Source organism: Acidobacteriota bacterium, from assembly GCA_020349885.1.
Lineage (GTDB): Bacteria > Acidobacteriota.
This window is the reverse complement of record CP070701.1, coordinates 1586791-1604745: the sequence shown is the minus strand read 5'-3', so window position 1 is coordinate 1604745 and position 17955 is coordinate 1586791. Positions and strand designations below refer to the sequence as shown.

15 protein-coding genes and 1 tRNA gene are annotated in these 17955 nt (G+C 63.8%); 5 read left to right on the top strand and 11 right to left on the bottom strand.

Annotation, left to right across the window (positions count from 1 at the left end; genetic code table 11):
* Nucleotides 1-2072: fused MFS/spermidine synthase (locus JSV08_06925; protein ID UCF80245.1), on the bottom strand; the 2072-nt coding region annotated here is incomplete at its 3' end.
* 39 nt (nucleotides 2073-2111) lie between these two features.
* Entirely contained in the window at nucleotides 2112-3680 is a 1569-nt protein-coding gene (locus JSV08_06920) for a YifB family Mg chelatase-like AAA ATPase (GenBank protein UCF80244.1), read from the bottom strand.
* Between the two features lie 252 nt (nucleotides 3681-3932).
* Here JSV08_06920 and JSV08_06915 point away from each other — a divergent pair, with 252 nt between their 5' ends.
* The gene (locus tag JSV08_06915; GenBank protein UCF80243.1) at nucleotides 3933-4553 is read left to right on the top strand and encodes an orotate phosphoribosyltransferase; all 621 of its coding nucleotides are present in this window, start codon (nucleotides 3933-3935) and stop codon (nucleotides 4551-4553) included.
* A gap of 182 nt (nucleotides 4554-4735) precedes the next feature.
* Here JSV08_06915 and JSV08_06910 read toward each other — a convergent pair whose 3' ends face one another.
* The 3 genes from JSV08_06910 to JSV08_06900 all read right to left on the bottom strand — a co-directional run bounded on the left by JSV08_06910 (nucleotide 4736) and on the right by JSV08_06900 (nucleotide 9638).
* Entirely contained in the window at nucleotides 4736-5083 is a 348-nt protein-coding gene (locus JSV08_06910; protein ID UCF80242.1) for a PilZ domain-containing protein, read from the bottom strand.
* The gene (locus tag JSV08_06905) at nucleotides 5080-5814 is read right to left on the bottom strand and encodes a DUF4388 domain-containing protein (GenBank protein UCF80241.1); all 735 of its coding nucleotides are present in this window, start codon (nucleotides 5812-5814) and stop codon (nucleotides 5080-5082) included. The genes JSV08_06910 and JSV08_06905 overlap by 4 nt, the downstream gene beginning before the upstream one ends.
* 143 nt (nucleotides 5815-5957) lie before the next feature.
* The gene (locus JSV08_06900) at nucleotides 5958-9638 is read right to left on the bottom strand and encodes a VCBS repeat-containing protein (protein ID UCF80240.1); all 3681 of its coding nucleotides are present in this window, start codon (nucleotides 9636-9638) and stop codon (nucleotides 5958-5960) included.
* A gap of 290 nt (nucleotides 9639-9928) precedes the next feature.
* Here JSV08_06900 and JSV08_06895 point away from each other — a divergent pair.
* Nucleotides 9929-10016, top strand: a tRNA-Ser gene (locus JSV08_06895).
* A 60-nt stretch (nucleotides 10017-10076) separates the two neighbouring features.
* On the opposite strand, the gene JSV08_06890 is transcribed toward JSV08_06895, so the two are convergent.
* From JSV08_06890 to rsmA, 4 genes are all read right to left on the bottom strand, one after another.
* Nucleotides 10077-10967, bottom strand: coding sequence for an EamA family transporter (locus JSV08_06890; protein ID UCF80239.1), 891 nt, complete (start codon nucleotides 10965-10967; stop codon nucleotides 10077-10079).
* 11 nt (nucleotides 10968-10978) lie between these two features.
* Complete coding sequence (locus tag JSV08_06885; GenBank protein UCF80238.1) at nucleotides 10979-11782, bottom strand: undecaprenyl-diphosphate phosphatase; 804 nt, start codon at nucleotides 11780-11782, stop codon at nucleotides 10979-10981.
* A 169-nt stretch (nucleotides 11783-11951) separates the two neighbouring features.
* Nucleotides 11952-12764 (bottom strand): undecaprenyl-diphosphate phosphatase, encoded by an 813-nt coding sequence (locus tag JSV08_06880; GenBank protein ID UCF80237.1) that lies wholly within the window; start codon nucleotides 12762-12764, stop codon nucleotides 11952-11954.
* On the bottom strand, nucleotides 12761-13624 hold the full coding sequence (gene rsmA / locus JSV08_06875; GenBank protein ID UCF80236.1) for a ribosomal RNA small subunit methyltransferase A: 864 nt from the start codon (nucleotides 13622-13624) through the stop codon (nucleotides 12761-12763). The genes JSV08_06880 and rsmA overlap by 4 nt, the downstream gene beginning before the upstream one ends.
* Before the next feature lie 169 nt (nucleotides 13625-13793).
* Between rsmA and JSV08_06870 the strand changes: the two genes are divergently transcribed.
* The 3 genes from JSV08_06870 to JSV08_06860 all read left to right on the top strand — a co-directional run bounded on the left by JSV08_06870 (nucleotide 13794) and on the right by JSV08_06860 (nucleotide 16434).
* The gene (locus JSV08_06870) at nucleotides 13794-14996 is read left to right on the top strand and encodes a redoxin domain-containing protein (protein ID UCF80235.1); all 1203 of its coding nucleotides are present in this window, start codon (nucleotides 13794-13796) and stop codon (nucleotides 14994-14996) included.
* Nucleotides 14997-15197: 201 nt separating this feature from the next.
* Nucleotides 15198-15713, top strand: a complete 516-nt coding sequence (locus JSV08_06865; protein ID UCF80234.1) for a TlpA family protein disulfide reductase — start codon at nucleotides 15198-15200, stop codon at nucleotides 15711-15713.
* 82 nt (nucleotides 15714-15795) lie between these two features.
* Nucleotides 15796-16434 (top strand): bifunctional precorrin-2 dehydrogenase/sirohydrochlorin ferrochelatase, encoded by a 639-nt coding sequence (locus tag JSV08_06860; GenBank protein UCF80233.1) that lies wholly within the window; start codon nucleotides 15796-15798, stop codon nucleotides 16432-16434.
* A 30-nt stretch (nucleotides 16435-16464) separates the two neighbouring features.
* Here the strand turns inward: JSV08_06860 and spoVG are convergent, their stop codons facing one another.
* Nucleotides 16465-16767 (bottom strand): septation regulator SpoVG, encoded by a 303-nt coding sequence (gene spoVG / locus JSV08_06855; GenBank protein UCF80232.1) that lies wholly within the window; start codon nucleotides 16765-16767, stop codon nucleotides 16465-16467.
* Nucleotides 16768-17021: 254 nt separating this feature from the next.
* The gene (gene ispE / locus JSV08_06850) at nucleotides 17022-17948 is read right to left on the bottom strand and encodes a 4-(cytidine 5'-diphospho)-2-C-methyl-D-erythritol kinase (GenBank protein ID UCF80231.1); all 927 of its coding nucleotides are present in this window, start codon (nucleotides 17946-17948) and stop codon (nucleotides 17022-17024) included.
* Nucleotides 17949-17955 lie beyond the last annotated feature (7 nt).

Here is a 17955-nt window from a genome sequence, read left to right as displayed (position 1 = left end):
GGAAACACCTCATGCAGCGACGCTACCACCGTTTTGAACGAATCTTCCGACACCTCGTACAACTGGAACCACTGGCCGAAGACGCCGTCGGGCGCCAACCGGGCGCGCACCAGCTCGTAGAAATCCACAGTGAAAAGGTTCGCCGTCCCAGCCACCCAAGGATTCGAGGGTGCGGAGGCGATGACGTCGTAGACCTTGTCGGTGTAGGTCATATGGATGCGGCCGTCTTCAAGCACGAGATGCGTGCGCGGGTCGTCGAAAGGGTCGTCGTTGAGAAACTCGAAATATTTCGAGCCCTCGATGATGCCTTTTTCGATCTCCAGAACGTCGAGCGACTCGACCGAAGTGTGGCTAAGCGCCGCGCCGGCGCTCATGCCGCTTCCGTAACCGATGACGGCCACGCGCCGGGGGTTGCGGGCGAACAGAGTCGGAAGCTGTCCCACGAAAAGCTGGGTGTAGAGGTCCACGGCGAACGTGCTCGCGTCGGCTTTCCCGGACACTCGCAGGCTGATGTTCCCGCGAGACCTTAAAATCGCCACCGTCGTGTTGACGCCCTCGCGGTAAAAAAGCAAGGTTCTCCCCTCAAGCTTGCGCTTCTGGTCAAATCGTTTCGCGTCGCGCATCGTGCGGTAGAGGCCATGGTTGAGAAGAAGCGCGTTCCACTCGGGAAGCGCCCACATACCTCCCACCACAACCAGGGCGAAAACCGTAGCGAGCGCCGCCTTAGGCAAAAGTGCCACCTCCCGCACCGCCATCCACACGAGGAGCCCAAGCGCCACGCTCACCCCGCTCGCCAGAAGCACCGTCTTCCACATCCCCATCCCCGGCACCAGCCAAAACCCCGCCGCCAGGCTCCCCACGATACCTCCCACAGTGTTCAGCACGTACAATTTTCCCACGTTCTCCTCCGGCACCATTCCCTCTCTCGACGCCTCCCGGAACGCCCTCACCACCACCGGAAACAGCGCCCCCATCCCAAGCGTCGGCACCAAGACAACGGCGGCGGCCACCATCCCCTGCGCCGCAACGTACCATCCGCCGCCACCCTCTCCAGCCAGCTTGCGGAATAAATGAAAATACCATACCGGCAGCTCGTTGTAGAACGCCATCGTCCCCAGCGCCGCCACCCCGATAACTCCCTCCAGCGCCGCCATCGCCATCAGCGGCCTCTTCGTCCTCTCCGCCCACTTCGCAGCCGCCACGCTCCCAAGCCCCACCCCCACCAGAAATATCCCAAGCATCACCGAAAACGCATGCACCGACGGCCCCATCACCAAGGCCAACAGCCGAAACCACCCCACCTCGTACACCATCGCAACCGCCCCCGACACCAAAAACACTCCCCCGATCATTAACTGCATCGGCGTCCATGTTTTTCCTCCCACGGACTCCGCTTGTTCCGGCTCCTGCGTCCGGACTTGTCTGGCAAGCCGGATGTCCTCGATCGCCCCCACGCGCCTGTTCACACACCACGCCACCACTCCAACCAACGCGTCCACCGTCCCCACCGCCACGCACGTCTTCAACAAACCCAGCCACGGTAAGAGGAAGAATCCCGCCACGAGCGTCCCGGCCACCGCCCCAAGCGTGTTCACCCCGTACAGCGTCCCGGCCTCGAAATCGTACCGCTCCTTCCTCCGTCCGTACGCCCCCACCACCACCGGCAGCGTCATCCCCATCAACGTCACCGGAATGAGCATCGCCCCGAACACCACCAGGAACCTCACCACAAGAAACGCCCCGTGCCCCGGCTCCAGCACATTGTAAAGAAGCCGAAAAATTCCCTCCGTCGAGCGGAACACGGGGATCGAAAAGATCCCGCAAGCGGCGATCACCCACTCCATCCCCGCATAGGCCAGCACGGGCCGGAGCACGCGCGGGGCGTAGCGGCCCGCCAAGGCGCTCCCAAGGCCGAGGCCCGCCATGAACGCCGCCACCACCGTGGCGACGGCGTAGAGCGTGTTGCCGAGGATGTAGGAGAGCTCCTTCGCCCACGCCACCTCGAGGGCGAGGCTGGTGGCCCCCGAGAGGAAGAAGCACACACCCAGTACGAAGCGGTTGCGAAGATTCATCTTATGCCGCGCTCCAGGTTATCAGAGAAGCGGTTTAGCTCACAAATGGAATCCCCACAGCTCAAGCGTGCGGTAGTGGAGGGCCTCGGAGATATGGGCCGGCTCGATTTCTTCCACGTCCGCCAGGTCGGCCACGGTTCGCGCCATCTTGAGAATGCGGTCGTAGGCGCGCGCCGAGAGGCCGTACTTCTTCATCCCCGCCTCGAGGAGCTTCCGGCACTCCTGCGTAAGCGGGCAAAACGTTTCCACGTCGCGCCGCCCCATGTGTGCGTTAAAGAAGAGGCGGCCCGGGGCATCGGGGCTCGACTCGGCGGAGTCTTTTCCGGCGAAGCGCACGAGCTGGCGCTCCCGCGCCCGCGCCACGCGCGCGGCGATGACGGAGGAAGACTCGCCGGCGGAGCGCTCGGCGAGGTCCTTGTACGGAACTGCCGGAACGTCGAGGTGGATGTCGACGCGGTCGAGGAGCGGCCCCGAGATCCTGGACAGATACCGGCGGATCTGGTGCGGCGCGCAGGCGCAGTCCTTGACGTTCGAGTTGTAGAACCCGCAGGGGCAGGGGTTCATCGAGGCGACCAGCATGAAGGACGACGGGAAGGTCACGGTGCGGGCGACGCGCGAGATCGTGACCTCGCGGTCCTCGAGCGGCTGGCGGAGCATCTCCAGGACGTCGCGGTGAAACTCGGGAAGCTCGTCGAGATAGAGAACGCCGTGGTGCGCGAGGCTCACCTCGCCGGGCACGGGAATCGTGCCGCCTCCGATGAGGCCGGCGTAGGAAACGGTGTGGTGCGGCGCGCGAAAGGGCCGCGTCGCCACAAGCGAGCGCTTGCCGAGCTGCCCGGAGACGCTGAAAATTTTGGTCGTCTCGAGCGCCTCGTCGAACGTCATCGGAGGAAGAATGGACGGCAGCCGCCGCGCGAGCATCGTTTTGCCGCTCCCGGGCGGGCCGATGAGCAAAACGTTGTGGCCACCCGCCGCCGCCACCTCCAGGGCGCGCTTCGCGTGCTCCTGGCCCTTCACGTCGTGGAAATTTTCCGCGTAGGTCGACTCTTTTTGAAAGAGCGCCTCGCGGTCCGCCTGCACCGCCTCCAGCGGCCGCTCCCCCGTGAGCGCCGTCACCGCCTCCGCGAGCGACGAGACGCCGTAGACCGGAGATTCCTCGACCAGCGCCGCCTCCCGCGCGTTGTCGCGCGGAACGAACATCCCCCCGGTGCCCTCCCCGCGCGCCGCGAGCGCCATCGAAAGCGCCCCCCGGACCGGGCGCACCGTGCCGTCCAGCGAAAGCTCCCCGAGAAAAATTTTTTTCTCCAAAACGCCCTGCGGCACCTGGCCAGACGAAGCCATGACCCCCAGCGCAATGGGCAAGTCGAACGCCGTGCCCTCCTTTTTGATATCCGCCGGCGCAAGGTTCGCCGTGACGCGCTTTCCGGTGGGGAAATGGTAGCCGGAGTTCTTGATGGCGGCCTCCACGCGGTCGCGGCTTTCCTTCACCGCGGCGTCGGGAAGCCCCACCACCGTGAAGGTCTGCATCCCGGGCACAAGGTCCACCTCGACCTCGACCAGGTAGGCGTCCACACCGAACGTCGCGGCGCTCCGAACGCGGGAGAGCATCCGTCCACGTTAGCCGAGGGACGGCGGGGGAGTCAAGGACGCGAATCGCGTCACATGAATCCTACCGAAAAACCCCAATCCTGACATAGAAACAAGCGCCTGCCTTACCGTTTCCTCACCTCCATATCGCGGGGTCGGGGGCTCGACATCCCTTTCGACTTTCGGCAAGGATTCGTGCTATAGTGTGGGCCTCTAGGACAAGACGATAAACGCACGACGCGCTGTCGTGGCTTTGGAAACCGTGCGATGACCATGCCGAAAAAACGCCTCGATGCCCCCGCCGCTCCTCGTGAACGGGCCTTTCTGCGCATTTTCGTGCGCGAAGGCGCACTTCTTACGGGCCATTTTTTGCTCTCAAGCGGCCTTCACAGCGGCCAGTACGTGCAGTGCGCCCTCGTGTTGCGAAAGCCGTCGGTCGCCGCCCGCCTCGCGAAGGCGCTCGCCGCCCCGTTCAAGAAGCCCGGAGCGGGCGTCGAAATCGTGGCCGCCCCCGCCGTGGGCGGCATCGTTGTCGGGTACGAGCTCGCACGCGCGCTGAAGGCGGAATCCGTCTTCGCCGAGCGCAAAGAGGGGCGCATGGTGTTCCGCCGCGGGTTTTCGGTTCCGCGCGGGGCGCGCGTTCTCGTGGCCGAGGACGTCGTCACCACGGGAAAATCCACGCAGGAGGTAATACAGGCCGTTCGCGCCCAGGGCGGGCGCATCGCGGGCATCGCGGCGCTGGTGCGGCGCGGTGCGTCCTCGCTCGAGATCAAGGGACGCGCACCCTTTCACGCGCTCATTTCGTTGCGGCTTCCCACCTACGAGCCGACGCGCTGCCCCCTCTGCCGCGAAGGCGTTCCCATCACGAGTCCCGGAAGCAGGCGCCTGCGCTAAGGTTTTGTGAAACCACTGAAAAAGTTTTCTATATACGCCGTTTCCGTGGGCGCATCCGTAGTGGATGGTTAAAAGCGTGCAGAAGGTGCAGAAAGTACGGTAAGTGCATAGGGGTTCAAATCTTCCGCACCTGCGGCACCTGCAGCACTTTCCGAACTCAATTCGGATGGCTTTATCGAAGGTTACTTCATGATGTGGTGGCGGTCGAGGTAGCGCGAGAGCTTGGCGCGGTCGGCGTCACTTAACTCCAGGAAAAAGAGCGCCACGCGGTAATCGCTGTGGCCGGGAACGGGCTCCGACGGCTCGATGCGCACCACGACGCCTTTCGGGGTAATCCATTCCGAGCCTTCCTCGAGGGGAAGCTCAATCCTCAACGCCATGCGCGTCATCTCAGGGATGTGGTGCGAGGTATGGCATTTAATGCCGCCGAGGCTCACGTCTCCCGTCACCAGTTCGAACTCCCCCTCGGGCCCGGTGGTTTTTACCGGAAGCCTCGCAGGGAACCGCGGATGCTCGCGGCGCTCCTTCATAGCGTTTCCTTCTTTTCCAAAACGCCGAACACGAGAAGGCCGTATACGAGCTGACAGGTTTCGACCGCCGGGTAGGGGAGCGTGTTGCACATGTCGCGCAGGCGAACGCCGCCCTTGGCCATTTGCAGGATGCGCTGCTCCTTGCTTCCGGGACGAAACTCCTTCACGGCCGTCATGGCGTCCCGCCTCATCGTGAGCACCGTGTCCATGGAGCCGATGCCGCGCATCAGAAGCATGGGATCGGAAATGCGGCGCATGCCCTGGCGAATGAGCTCGCCTACGTCCATCGAAAGCTTGACGGCCTCGCCCGCGCGAGGGTTTCCTTTGGTCACTTCAAACGTTCCCGAAGCCCAAGGGAAGGCTCCGACGACAATCTCCTTAATCTGTTCGCGCAAGGCCTGGAACAAATCCGGCGGCTTCAAAAAACCCGCCTCGACCAAGACTTTTCCCAAACGCCCCTCCTGCTTCTTGGCCGACTCCAGCGCGTATTCGAGCTGCCCGATGGTGAGCTTCCCGGTGCGGCATAGAATCTGGCCGAAACGCTCGTCCGGATCGTTCGAGGTTGCGAATTTCACATGGCCCTTCTCGAAGTAAATCTCCTTGACCGTCTCGTCGCGCCGAAGAACCACGGTGCCCGAAGAGCGGCCGCGGTAGAGCTCACAGAGCAGAATTGGAAACGGCTTGTCTTCCAGAGACCCTCTGGACGGTTTGACGTTGGCTTTGGCGGGCATAACTATCTTAGTTTATACTGTAAGGCCCCCGGCTAGTCAAGGACAGTGCGCCTTCTCCAATCCCGGCATAGAAACATGGAAACAGGGGATTAATCCGCCGAAACGGAAGCCCGGGCTCGGAAGCTCAAAAGGACGCGGCGGCGTCAGCGGAGCACCTCGAGGCGGCCTTCCTCTACGTCCATGGAAATCTCTTTCGCCCCCGACGGGACGGCCGCCGTCACTTCTTTCCCCCCCGGCCACCGCACCCATATCCCCCTCGGCTCCCTCGCTTGCCCCAGCACCTGCACCGCCCCGTCCTGCGACCAGTACCCAGACCCCGCGTGCACCTCCCGCGCCGGCCCCCTCTCTCCTCCCTCGTACTCCAATCGCATGACTGCCCCCACCCCCGTCGGGTTCTTCCCCCCTCCCCTCAGCCGCACCCTCAATCCGGGCTTCGCCCTGACGTTTCGGTAGAGTTTCGTCCCCGCCCCGTTCTGCGTCACCACCAGGTCCACCCTCCCGTCCCGGTCGAAATCCCCCACCGCGCATCCCCTCTGCTCACCGTACACCCTCACCCCGCTCTCCTGCCCGGGCACCGGCGTCAGCTCCCCTCTCCCGTCGCCCCTCAGCCACAGACCCCGGCCCCCGTCCATCCTCGGCGTCTCCACCTGTGTCGCGAAGAAATTCTGGCTCATGAACACGTCCTCCGCCCCGTCGCCGTCCATGTCCGCCACGCTCACCCCGAACCCCGGCGCGAGCTGCGCCTCCAGCGGCAGCGCCTTCCCCTCGAACCTCTCTCCTCGGTTCATAAACACCATCGTGTCCAGCACCGTCGCTTCCACCACCCCCGCACCCCTCAGCCGCTCGCCGTATAACTCTTCAATGCTCGCCCCCCCGAACGCCTTGTATGATCCCATCTCCTCCTCCACAAAACTCATGCACCGCTTCGTGCACGAGTACCCGCGCTCCGGCACCTCCACCCCCATCGCCTTGTCGTAGTGCGCCTCCACCACGTCCAGCGAGCCGTTTTGGTCAAAGTCCGCGTAGTAGATCCTCAGCGGGTGCTCCTCGTCATAGTGGTGCTCGTACTTCGTGTTCCGCCCCCAGTTCGTCGCCACGATGTCCATCCTCCCGTCGTTGTCGAAGTCCCCCGCAGTCACCCCGTTCCACCAGCCAGTGTAAGAAGAAAGGCCCAACTCCTCCGTCGCGTCCTGATAGTTCCCTCCCTCGTTAAGGAAGACCTTGACGGGCCCCCACTCCACCGCCAGCACCAAGTCCGCGTCGCCGTCTCCGTCGATGTCACTAAACACCGAGCCCGATACCATCCCGACGTTGCGCAGCACCTTAGTGTTCTCCTCGTCCGGCACGAACCGCCCCCCTTCGTTGCGAAAGAGCCTCGACGACGCACTCTCCGGATATCTTCCCGGTATCGTCCTGCCTCCCACGAACAGGTCCAGGTCCCCGTCGCCGTCCACGTCCGCCATCGCCATCGGCCCCACCGACGACCCGTACCCCTCCAGCCCCGCTCCCGCTATCGCTCGAGTGCTACCAAAGTCGTACCGGGCCACGCTCTCCCTGTCGCTTCGCCCGTCCTCGAAGCTCGACAACCCCACCAGCACCGCCGCTCCTCCCACCGGCCGCGCCCATCCCAGCACCGTCGTCTGGTCCCGCTGCGTCGTCTTTTCCCACGCCAATATCTCAAACCCTCCTCGCCCGTCGTTTCGATATATCGCTAACTTTCCCCCCCGGCCGCTTGCAATAAGAAGGTCCTCGTTTCCGTCTCCGTCCACGTCCGTCCACCCCACCCCCGGCCCCAGCTGGCTCATCCGGTTCGGCAGCAGCGATTGCCGCGTGAAATCGTCAAACTCCTCCTCCGCGTGCACGTGTCCCAGCCGCCCGCTCGCGTCCTCGAACCATGGCTCTATCTCCTCGGGCTGCGGCCGCTGCCATTCCTCCGCCCCCGACTCCTCGATCTCGTACAGGCGGTTCGCCCTGACCCCCTCCACCACGCTCCGCTTCCCGCTCCGCCACCACACTTCCAGCGTCATCTCTTGAGCATCTCCCGCCGCGAACACCCGCAGCGGCTCCGACCCCGACAGGTACATCCCCCCGCAGATCACCTCATGGCTCTGCTCCGCCACCGCGCCCCCCAGGAGCCGGATCTTCGCCCCGATCCCCAGCGTGTTAGGAGAATCTCCCTTGAGGCGGACGGCCACGCGCGGCGCCGGGGCGTTGTTCCGGTAGATGCCCGCCTCGGCGCGCAGGTGGTTGACGACCACGTCCAGGTCGCCGTCGCCGTCCAGGTCGGCCAGCGCCATCCCGTGCGAGATGTCGTGCGAGTCGAACCCCCACTGCCGTCCCACCTCCTCGAACGTCAAGTCCCCGCGGTTGCGGAAGGCGATGTTGGGCGTTTCCAAACGAGGAAACATCAGCAGGTACGTGCGGCGGACCTCCTCGTACGGGAAATTCTGAAGAGTCCTCATGTACTCGTGGGTATCTGAGTCTTGAACGTCGTGAAGGTGCCCGTTTCCCACAAGAATGTCTTCCCACCCGTCGAGATCCACATCAAGGAACGCGATCGACCAGCTCCATTCCGAGGAGTGGACGTCGCTCAGTTGACCTACTTCCGCGTACGTGCCGTCCCCCCGGTTCACGAACATCGCGTTCTGCATCACCTGGGGGCGGTCGTCGATTGCGCCGATCACAAGGGGGATTGGTGGCGCTGCACTCATCGACCCCATTTGCATCTTGCGGAGCTGGTGCTCGCGGCTGAGCATGTCGGTCAAAAAGAAGTCCAGGTCCCCGTCGCGGTCCACGTCGGCGAAATCCACGACCATCGTAAAAAAGGTCGTCTTGCGCAGCGCCAGCTTCCCGATGGGCCGGAAGCGCCCCGCGCCGTCGTTCATCCAGATGCGGTCGGGCGTCCAGAAGTCGCCGCAGACGTAAAGGTCGGGATCGCCGTCGTCGTCGATGTCGCGGAACTGGGCCGCGAGTCCCCAATCGAGGGGCAGCGAGGAAAGGGGGCGCCCGTCTTCGTCGAGGAAAGTTTTGACCTCGACGACGTCGGGATTATAAAACTGTCCGTTGCCGCGATTGAGGTACAGAGCGTCGGGTTCTCCGTATTCCACAATCCTGCCCGCCACGTTCGTGAACCGTTTCCGAAACTCGTCCGGCATCACCCACTGGCCGGCCTTTATGGAGAGAAGCGTGACCAGCGTCTGGGCGCGCTGCCGGGAGTAGCGCGCGACGTAGAGGTCGAGGTCGCCGTCTCCGTCCACGTCGGCAAGCGCCATCGTCGTGCTCCCCAGGTTCGACTGGAGCCCCGCCTCCTCCGTCACCTCCCGGAACTTTCCCTTGCCGTCGTTCCGAAAGCACGCGTTCGGGCCCCCCAGCGCCGTGGTCAGCAGATCCATGTCGCCGTCGCCGTCCACGTCCGCGAACACGGCTCCCGTGGAGAACCGCTCGGGGCAGGTGACGCCGGCGGAGGCGGTGATGTCCTCGAACCGCCAGCCGCCGAGGTTGCGGTAGAGGGCGTTATCGCCGTCTGTGCGGCAGAAGTAGAGGTCGCAACGGCCGTCGCCGTCGATGTCGCCAGCCGCCACGCCCGAGCCATTTATAAGGAGCTCGTTACTGGCGGCTTGTTCGTCCGTGACGCGATTGACGAAGGTGATTCCCGTTTGCGCGGACGGCAGCCTTGTGAATCCGGGGCCTGCGTCGCCGGGGGACGGAAGCTTGGCCCATCGAAAGCCGTCGCTTTCGTGCCAGCGACCTGCCTTAATGCGCAAGAACAGAACAAACAGGAGGGCGGCCAAAATCAGGCACGCCGCGATGATAATTCTTTTCATGGTTCACACTGAGCACTGTATTTGGAGCGATTTTATCATGAACAAAACGGTGAGAAAAGCGCAGGGAATGGTCCTCCTGCACATCCTTCCGGACTTATAATGGAAATTGGACGGAGGGATGGCCGAGCGGTTGAGGTCACCGGTCTTGTCCGCCAAAACTCGCCAGAGGACGAGTCCGTCCTTCGGCGGAGACATATCCGCCTCCGGCGGAAAACCCGGAGTCCCGCCTGTTTCTGGAAGAGATTCTTTTTCCCGCACCAACTCGTTTCGGGGTATAATGGAAATTGGCCGGAGGGATGGCCGAGCGGTTGAAGGCACCGGTCTTGAAAACCGGAGTCCCGCAAGGGACCGGGGGTTCGAATCCCTCTCCCTCCGCCACGAAGTTAGGGGTCAGAGGCCAGCCGTTAGGGGCCAGTCAGGAAAAGCGTTTGCGTTGTGCTACGCCCACGCGAGGCACCAGACGCCCGCGGTCATGAGGAGCGCCCCGGCCAAGCGGGAGGCGAGCGCGCCTTCGCGGAACGCCAAGCTTCCGAACAAAACGGCGACTAGCGCGCCGCTTCGCTTTGTGGCGATGACGTAGGAGACGTTCGTCAGGGTGATCGCATGCATCTGCAGCAGCGCCATGACGCCCCACAGCGCCCCGAGCAGCAAAAGCATGCCGAGGCGTTGCGTCCGCGAGGCGCCGGGTGCTTCGTTCCCCCGCGGCGCGGAACGCCGACGTGCCCGCAGGGCCGCGGGGAGGTAAAGCAGAGCGAAAAGAACGTTAAAAAGCGTGATGTACATGGCCGGGCTCGACGCCTGGGTGGCCACTTTGTCCGCCACGGAGGAGACGCTCCAGAGCAGGGCCACGGCGAGCGCGTAGCGGCTCGGCTTCTGCGCGAGCGAGCGAAGCGGCCCGAACCAGTGGTGCGTTCGGGACTCGAGGTGGAGCGCGTAGACGCCGCCCGCCATGAGCGCGACGCCCAGCGCGCCGAGCCGCGAGGGCAGCATGCGGTAGTAGGACCACTCCGTCGCGACAATCGCGAGCGGCGTGAGGGAAAGGAGCGGATAGACGATCGAAAGCTTCCCCTCGGCGAGCGCCCGCATGAGAAGCGTCATGGCGACGAGATTGATCACAAGGCTCACGGCCAGGGCGCCGAGAAACGCCGGCTGAATTTCGGCGGGCGCGCCCTCCCAAAGGAGGGAAAGCGCCGCCGCGGGAGCGCCGAAGACGAACGTCGCCCAGACCACGATAGCCGGCGGCTCGCCGCGGCGCAGAAGATGGCGGCTCCAGGCGCCGTGGAGTCCATAGAAAAGAGCCACGAGCCCGGAGAGGGCAAGCCAGGGCATGGGGGAGAGCGTTACACGAGGGACGCCACGGCCGCGGCCGCCCCGACTAGGACGCAGTAATAGGCGAAGAACGAGAAGCGGGCGGTCTCAAGGATGCGGCGTAGCGCGTGGAGCGCACCGTAGCCCACTGCGGCCGAGACGAGGAACGCGGCGACGTAAAGGGCGATATCCAGCACCTGAGGAGGCGCCTCAATGAGGTGGCGCGCCTCGAGGAACGTGGCCCCGAGGACGGCGGGAATGGAGAGAAGAAACGAAAACGAAAAGGCAAACTGCCGATGAAGGCCGGCGAAGAGTCCCGCCGAGATGGTCACGCCGGTGCGCGAGACGCCGGGCATCACCGCAAGTCCCTGCGCCGCGCCCACGAGCACGGCGTGGCGCCAGCGCATGGCCCCGACCCCGCCCTTCGCGGGACCGGGGCTCCGGATCCTCGAAGCGGGATAAAGGAACGCCGCCGTGGCGAGGAGCCCCCCTCCTACGGCCGCCATGCTGTCGAACGCCCACGTTGCGACGTCCTGAAGGGCGAGGCCAATGGCGCCCGTGGGCACGGAGCCCAGCAGGATCAGGAGCAACGTTTTTCTCTCCTGCCCCGCGAACGCCGAATCGGAGCCGAGCCCGAGCAGGCAGGCGATGTCCTTGCGGAAATAGCTGAAAACCGCTATCAAGGTCCCCGCGTGGACGATGACCTCAAACGCGAGCCCCGGCGAGCGAAAGTTCATGAAGTACTCCGCGATGGCGAGGTGGCCGGAGCTGCTGATGGGCAAAAACTCCGTAAGCCCTTGAAGAACGGCGAGCAAGATCACCTGCCAGAAGAGCATCGGGTTTTTCCTACTCGCCGCGCCGCGCGCTTGGTGCAGCGGGCGGGAAAAACGCGCCCCTGCCTCCCCGCGGAACACCCAGGATGCCTCGAAGCCGCCCTTGTGCCGGCGATGGGGCATGGCTCGCAGTGGCGCGGAAAGCAATCATTGGGGATGGGGCGCGTGGGCTTTACGCCGGTTGCGTCGATAGGGCCTTCACCGTAATGGTCACCACACCCAGAAGGGCACAGTAGTAGGCGAAGAACGAGAAGCGCGCCGATTCCACGATGCGGCGCAGCGCGTGGAGCGCGCCATATCCCACGACGGCGGAGACGGCGAAGGCCATCGCGTAGAGCCCCAGTTCCTGCGTGCTGACGGCACCCTCCGTGAGGTGGCTCGCCTCCCCGATCGTGGCCCCCAGCACGGCGGGGATGGAAAGAAGAAACGAGAACGAGAAGGCCGTGCGTCGATCAAGGCCTCCGAACAGTGCCGTAGAGATGGTCACGCCGGCGCGCGAAACGCCCGGCATCACCGCGATCCCCTGCATCGCGCCTATCGTAACCGCGTGGTACCAGTCCATGGTTTCGATGCCGATTTTTTCCGGATGGATGCGGGAAGCGAAGTAGAGGACCACGGCCGTCGCCAAAAAGCCCACTCCTACGGCCGCCAGGTTGCGGAACGCCTTCACCGCCGCGTCTTGGAGCACAAAGCCGAGAATCCCCGTGGGCACCGAGCCCACAAGGATCCACACAAGGAGCATATGCTCGTGCTTCACAAACCTGGAATCCGTTCCGAACCCCAGGAGGGCGCCGATGTCCTTGCGAAAGTAGGCGATCACGGATACCAGGGTTCCCGCGTGGACGAGGACCTCGAACGTGAGTCCCGGCGACTGGAAGCCCATGAAGTACTCCGCGATGGCGAGGTGGCCGGAGCTGCTGACGGGCAAGAACTCCGTGATCCCCTGAAGAACGGCGAGAAAAATTACCTGCAATAGAATAATCATGGACCCTGGCTCCGGGTGAGCGCCGCGAGGAGTTTCGAAAAATCCTCGAGGGAGAGCGTCTCGGCGCGAACGTTCCTCTCCCATCCGAGCGTTTCCCTCGCGCGCTCCAGCGCCTCGGGGGAATAGCGCGCCGTGCGCCGCAGGTTGTTCCAGAGCGTCTTGCGCCGCTCGCGGAACGACGCGCCCACGAGGGCGAAAAGGGGCGCCTCGTCCTCCTCGGAAAAAGGCGGTTTTTTCCGAAAGCTCAGCCGTAGCGCCTCGGAGGAGACGCTCGGGCGCGGCGAGAAGGCCGAGGGCGGAACGCGCATGATAGAGCTCACGTCCGCGCAGAAGCGGACGCGGTGTGAAAGGTAGCCGCGCGTCTTCGGCGTATCGCGCAGGAGCTTTCGGGCCACCTCGCGCTGCAGGATGAGCACGGCGTCGCGGAAGCAGGCGCGGTGGTCGAGCAGCCATTCGAGGAACGCGCTCGTGATGTGGTACGGAAGGGCCGAGAAAACCCGCGCCGCGCCGGCCTCTTCATCCGCCTGCTCCGGCATGTCGCGGGCCAGCACCTCGGCCGCGTCCAGCGCGAGGATGTCGCCCTGAATAACCCGGACGTGCTCGAGACCGCGATAGCGTGCTGCCAGCGCCCCGGCCAGCCCGGGATCAATCTCGACGGCCACGAGGCGCCTGACGCGCCGCACCAAGTGGTCGGTCACGTTGCCCGTGCCGGGACCCACCTCGAGGACGCATTGGTCGTCCCGGGGGGCAAAGCGCTCGGCGAGCTCGCGGCTCGTATCCTCGCGAACGAGGTGTACCTGGCTGAGGGACCGTCGCGTCGGCCGCGAGGGCTGCCTCATAGGGACCGTAGCGGCAAGCATGGAAAAGAGTATAACACACCTGCGGGGGTCGGGACTCTTGCCCCAAGGCCTGAACGGGCAAGCGAGTTTCTGAGGCTTCCAATGGGATTGACTTTCTGCCGCGGCTTGTTTAGCCTGCGGGGGCGGGAAGGAAAGAAAAGGGGGCCCTAGGCGTTTTAAGGAAAGCCCGATGGGAAAAACGAACCCGTGGAAACGACCGATGGTCGTGGCTGCCGCAGGACTCGCGGCGGCGCTCGCGCTTCTCGCCGGTACGGCTTTCTACCTCCACGAGCAAGGCTTTCTAGAATGGCTATACCCGAAGGAAAAGGAATCGGAGGTCGCGGTGCGCGACTTTCGGCGCCTGGCCGAGGAGGCGTTCGCGGCGGGAAATTTCATCGAGCCAACGGAGGCGAGCGCCCTTTTTTGGGCCAGGCGCGCGGCCGGAGCCGAGGGAGGCGACGCTTCTTTCCTGGCCGAGATGGAAGGGCGCGTCGCCGGCCGCCTCGTCGCCGAGGGCGAGGCGCTGCTTCTCAGTCGCGTGCCCGAAAACCAGCCGAAGGCGCTCGACGCCTTCACCCGCGCGCTTGCACTGCGCCCGGATGACGAGAAGGCGCGCTTCGGCCTGTCCTTCGCCAGGGGAACGCTCGCGTTCCTCCAGGACGATCCCGAGATGGCCCTTGCTTTTTTTGAAGAGGCCGCGCGCCTCAACCCGGAATCGCAGGAATTGCGGCCCTGGACGGCCAGGGTGCACCGTGTTCTGAGTGACCGCCGCGCCGAGGCCGGAGATTGGGACACGGCGCGCCGCGAGCGCGACGAAGCGATGTCTCTCGATCCCAGCCTTCACCCCGGCGCTTTCAGATTGACGGCGCTCGAAAACGAGGAAAAGGAGCGGCAAAGGCTGGCCGCCCTGAGACAGCGCCCCGCACCGAAGCTCTCCGATACAAAGCTTCCGCCGGAGCCCTTTACTTCGGAGACTCCGATTGCGCCGCCGTTTGAAATCGAAGACCTGGAAGGCAAGCCCCTCAGCCTCGCGCAATACGGGGGCAAGGTGGTGCTTCTCATGTTTTGGGCGACGTGGTGCGGCCCCTGCATCATGGAGATTCCACATCTTAATGCCTTGCAAAAGGAGTACGGCGATAAGGGCTTCGCCGTCATCTCCCTCTCGGTGGACAACCCAATGAGGGTGACTCCGGCGAAGCTCACCGAGTTCGTAAGGAAGAAAAACATCGACTACCGCGTCGCCATGGCGACCGCCAAGGTTGTGCAGGATTACGGGGGCGCCCGCAACATTCCCACCTCGTTCATCATCGACCGCCAGGGCCGGCTGCGGGCCAAGTTCGTCGGCTCCCGCCGCAAGGAAGTGTTCGAGGAAGTGATCAAGACGCTCCTCTAAACCAGTAATCAGGGACCAGCCGTCAGGGGCCAGTTAAACGAATCTTCCTTTTTCTGACGACTGACCCCTGATAACCGGCCCCTGCCCTCCGTCGGCATTGACTTTTCGCTGCAGATGGATTAGTCTGCAAGGTCGGGAAATAAAACGGTGCGGGAGGCGTTTAAGGATAAGGGAATGCTGCAGAAGCGCATAACGAGAGGAATGAGTCGGTCGAAGCTATGGGCGGCTTTCGCCTTCGCGGTCGCCGTACTTGCGGCGTCCCAACAGTGGGCGGTCATCGGGTACCTGAAGGAGCCGCTGCCGGCGCCGGAGTTTGAAATCAAAGACGTGGAAGGCAAGCCACTCAGCCTTAAGCAATACAGGGGCAAGGTGGTGCTCCTCACCTTTTGGGCGACGTGGTGCCGCCCCTGCCGCATAGAGATCCCCCATCTTAATTCCTTGCATGAGGAATACGGCAAGAAACACCTTGCCGTGATCTCCCTTTCGGTGGACAATCCCAGGCGAATGCCTCCGGAGAAACTTGCCGAGTTCGCCAAGAAGAACAACATCAACTATCGCGTCGCCATGGATCCCACCTACAAGATTGCGCGGGATTACGGCGGCGCCCGCAACATTCCCACCTCCTTCCTGATTGACCGCGAGGGCAAGCTGCGCGTCAGGTTCGTCGGCTCCCACCGAAAGGAAGACTTCGAGAAAGAAATCAAGGCGCTCCTTTAAGCAAGCCGTTAGCAGTTGGCCGTCGGCCGTTAGAAGAAGGAGCTCTTGCTAACTGCTAATAGCTAACGGCTAACCGCTGGCAATGCCTTATTACCCTGCTTTTCTCAACCTCGAGGGTCGGCGCGCGCTCGTCGTGGGCGGGGGCGAGGTGGCCGCGCGTAAAATTTTGTCCCTTCTCGAAGCCGGCGCGCACGTCACGGTCGTGAGTCCCGAGGCGCACGACGACATCCGCCGCCTCGCCGGGGAAGGCCGCATCGTGTGGCACGCGCGGGCGTTCGCTCCTTCCGATTTGGAAGGAGTCTTTCTCGTGGCGGGAGCGACCGACGACCGCGCGCTCAACCCCGAGCTCTACCGCCTCTGCGAGGAAAAGAAAATTCTCCTCAACGCCGCGGACGACCCCGAGCACTGCCACTTCGTGGTTCCCTCGGTGCTGCGGCGGGGGGAACTCCAGATCGCCGTCGCCACGGGCGGCTCGGCCCCGCGCCTCTCGCGCCGCGTCCGCCTCATGCTGGAAAAAGTCTTCGGCGAAGAGTACGCGAAGTTCACGGCGCTTTTGAAGAAAATGCGCACCGACATTCAGGAGAAGATTCCGGCCGAGCGCCGAGTGGCCTTCTACGACGCCCTCATCGAGAGCGATATTTTGGAAATCTACCGCCTCGGAAACGACGAGGCGGCCGAGCGCCTCGCGCGCGACATCCTCGACACGCACGGCCGGGCGTAGCCCTCTCCCTCGCCTTGAAGAGGCCCGGGATTACTCCGAAGGAGCAGGGAGCGCCTCGCCGCCGGGCGACGCTTCGACCTTGGTGACCTCGTGATACTTCGAGAACACCATGTCCTCGATGAACTTGCGTGTTTCCGAGTCAAGAGGGTGGACGATGTCACGGAACTTTCCGTCTTTGCCGAGCTTGCCCGGCATCGAAAGAAACGCGCCGTTTCTGCCCTGGATGATCTTGATGTCGGTCACGATGAAACAACCATCGATGACAATCGAGACGAAGGCTCTCAGTTTGTCCTTGTCATGAATCGGAAAAACGCGCACTTCGGTGATGTTCATGGTTTTGGATTCCTTTCGAGATCTCCCCAAAAAACTAAAAACCGCGTCCCCAGGGAATCCCGATACGGTGTACCGGAACACCCGAAGGACAAGCCCGTGGGTTCTCTCGTAGCTTATCCCGCTTTTGCGGGGGCTTATCCCGAGGTGTCGGGAATTGCCCCTACATGTCGGGGAAAGTGGTTTTCATTGGCTTCTCTCTCTCTCTTTCTTTGTACCTTGTCTTTGCCTGTCTCCTGGAAGCAGTGCGGCCGAGTTCAGCATGGCCGGGGCGGGCGGAACGCCCGGGCGAAGCGGCGCCTCGTCACGAAACAACCCGTCCGGACGAACCAGTCATACCCAGCGAGACGACGCTCCATCCGCCGCGCCGCCGCACGGCCGGGCACAAGAGCATACCACCCTGTCCCGCTCCCCGTAAGCGCAGGACGGACGGCGCCCGCCTCAGCGAAGGCGCGCCGAACCCGCCGGACCACCGTCTCCATCCGACAAGCCGCGCTTTCGAGGTCGTTCTTTAGTTGCAACTGCATCGGCACACCCCTGTCAAGCACCAGGAACGTATCCTTTAAAATAATACCAGACAACTTTTTTGGAGTCAAGCCCCTGCAAGTCCGATCCAGCGCTTCGTATACGGCCTCCGTCGAAAGGCGCTCCGGCGGAACCGCAAGCACGTAGAACACGGCCCTTTTCCACACGTCGGGAAGCGGGCAGACCACCTCGCCGCGCCCCACGCCCAGCGCCGTCCCGCCGTGGAGAAAGAACGGAACGTCCGAGCCCAGGGAAGCGGCGGCGGCGTAGAGCGCCTGCCACGAAAGCCCCAGGCGAAGCGCGCGGTTTACGGCAAGGAGCACGGCGGCGGCGTTGCTGCTTCCGCCGCCCAAGCCGGCTCCCACTGGAATGCGCTTTTGAATGCGGACGCGAACGCCCTGCCTGCCCATGTGCGGACGGAGGCGTTCGAGCGCCTGCCATACGAGGTTGTCCGTCCCCGCGGGAAGGTCCGCGTCGTCGTACTTGTCCCGGCGCCCGCATCGGGTTTCGATCTGCCATTCCCGCCCCTCGAACGAAAACGAGAGCGTATCGTGAAGGCTGATGGTCTGGTAGAGCGTTGCGAGGGCGTGATAGCCGTCGGGGCGGCGCGGCCCCGCTTCGAGGCCAAGGTTCAGCTTGGCGAACGATGGAATCTTCAAGGTCGGG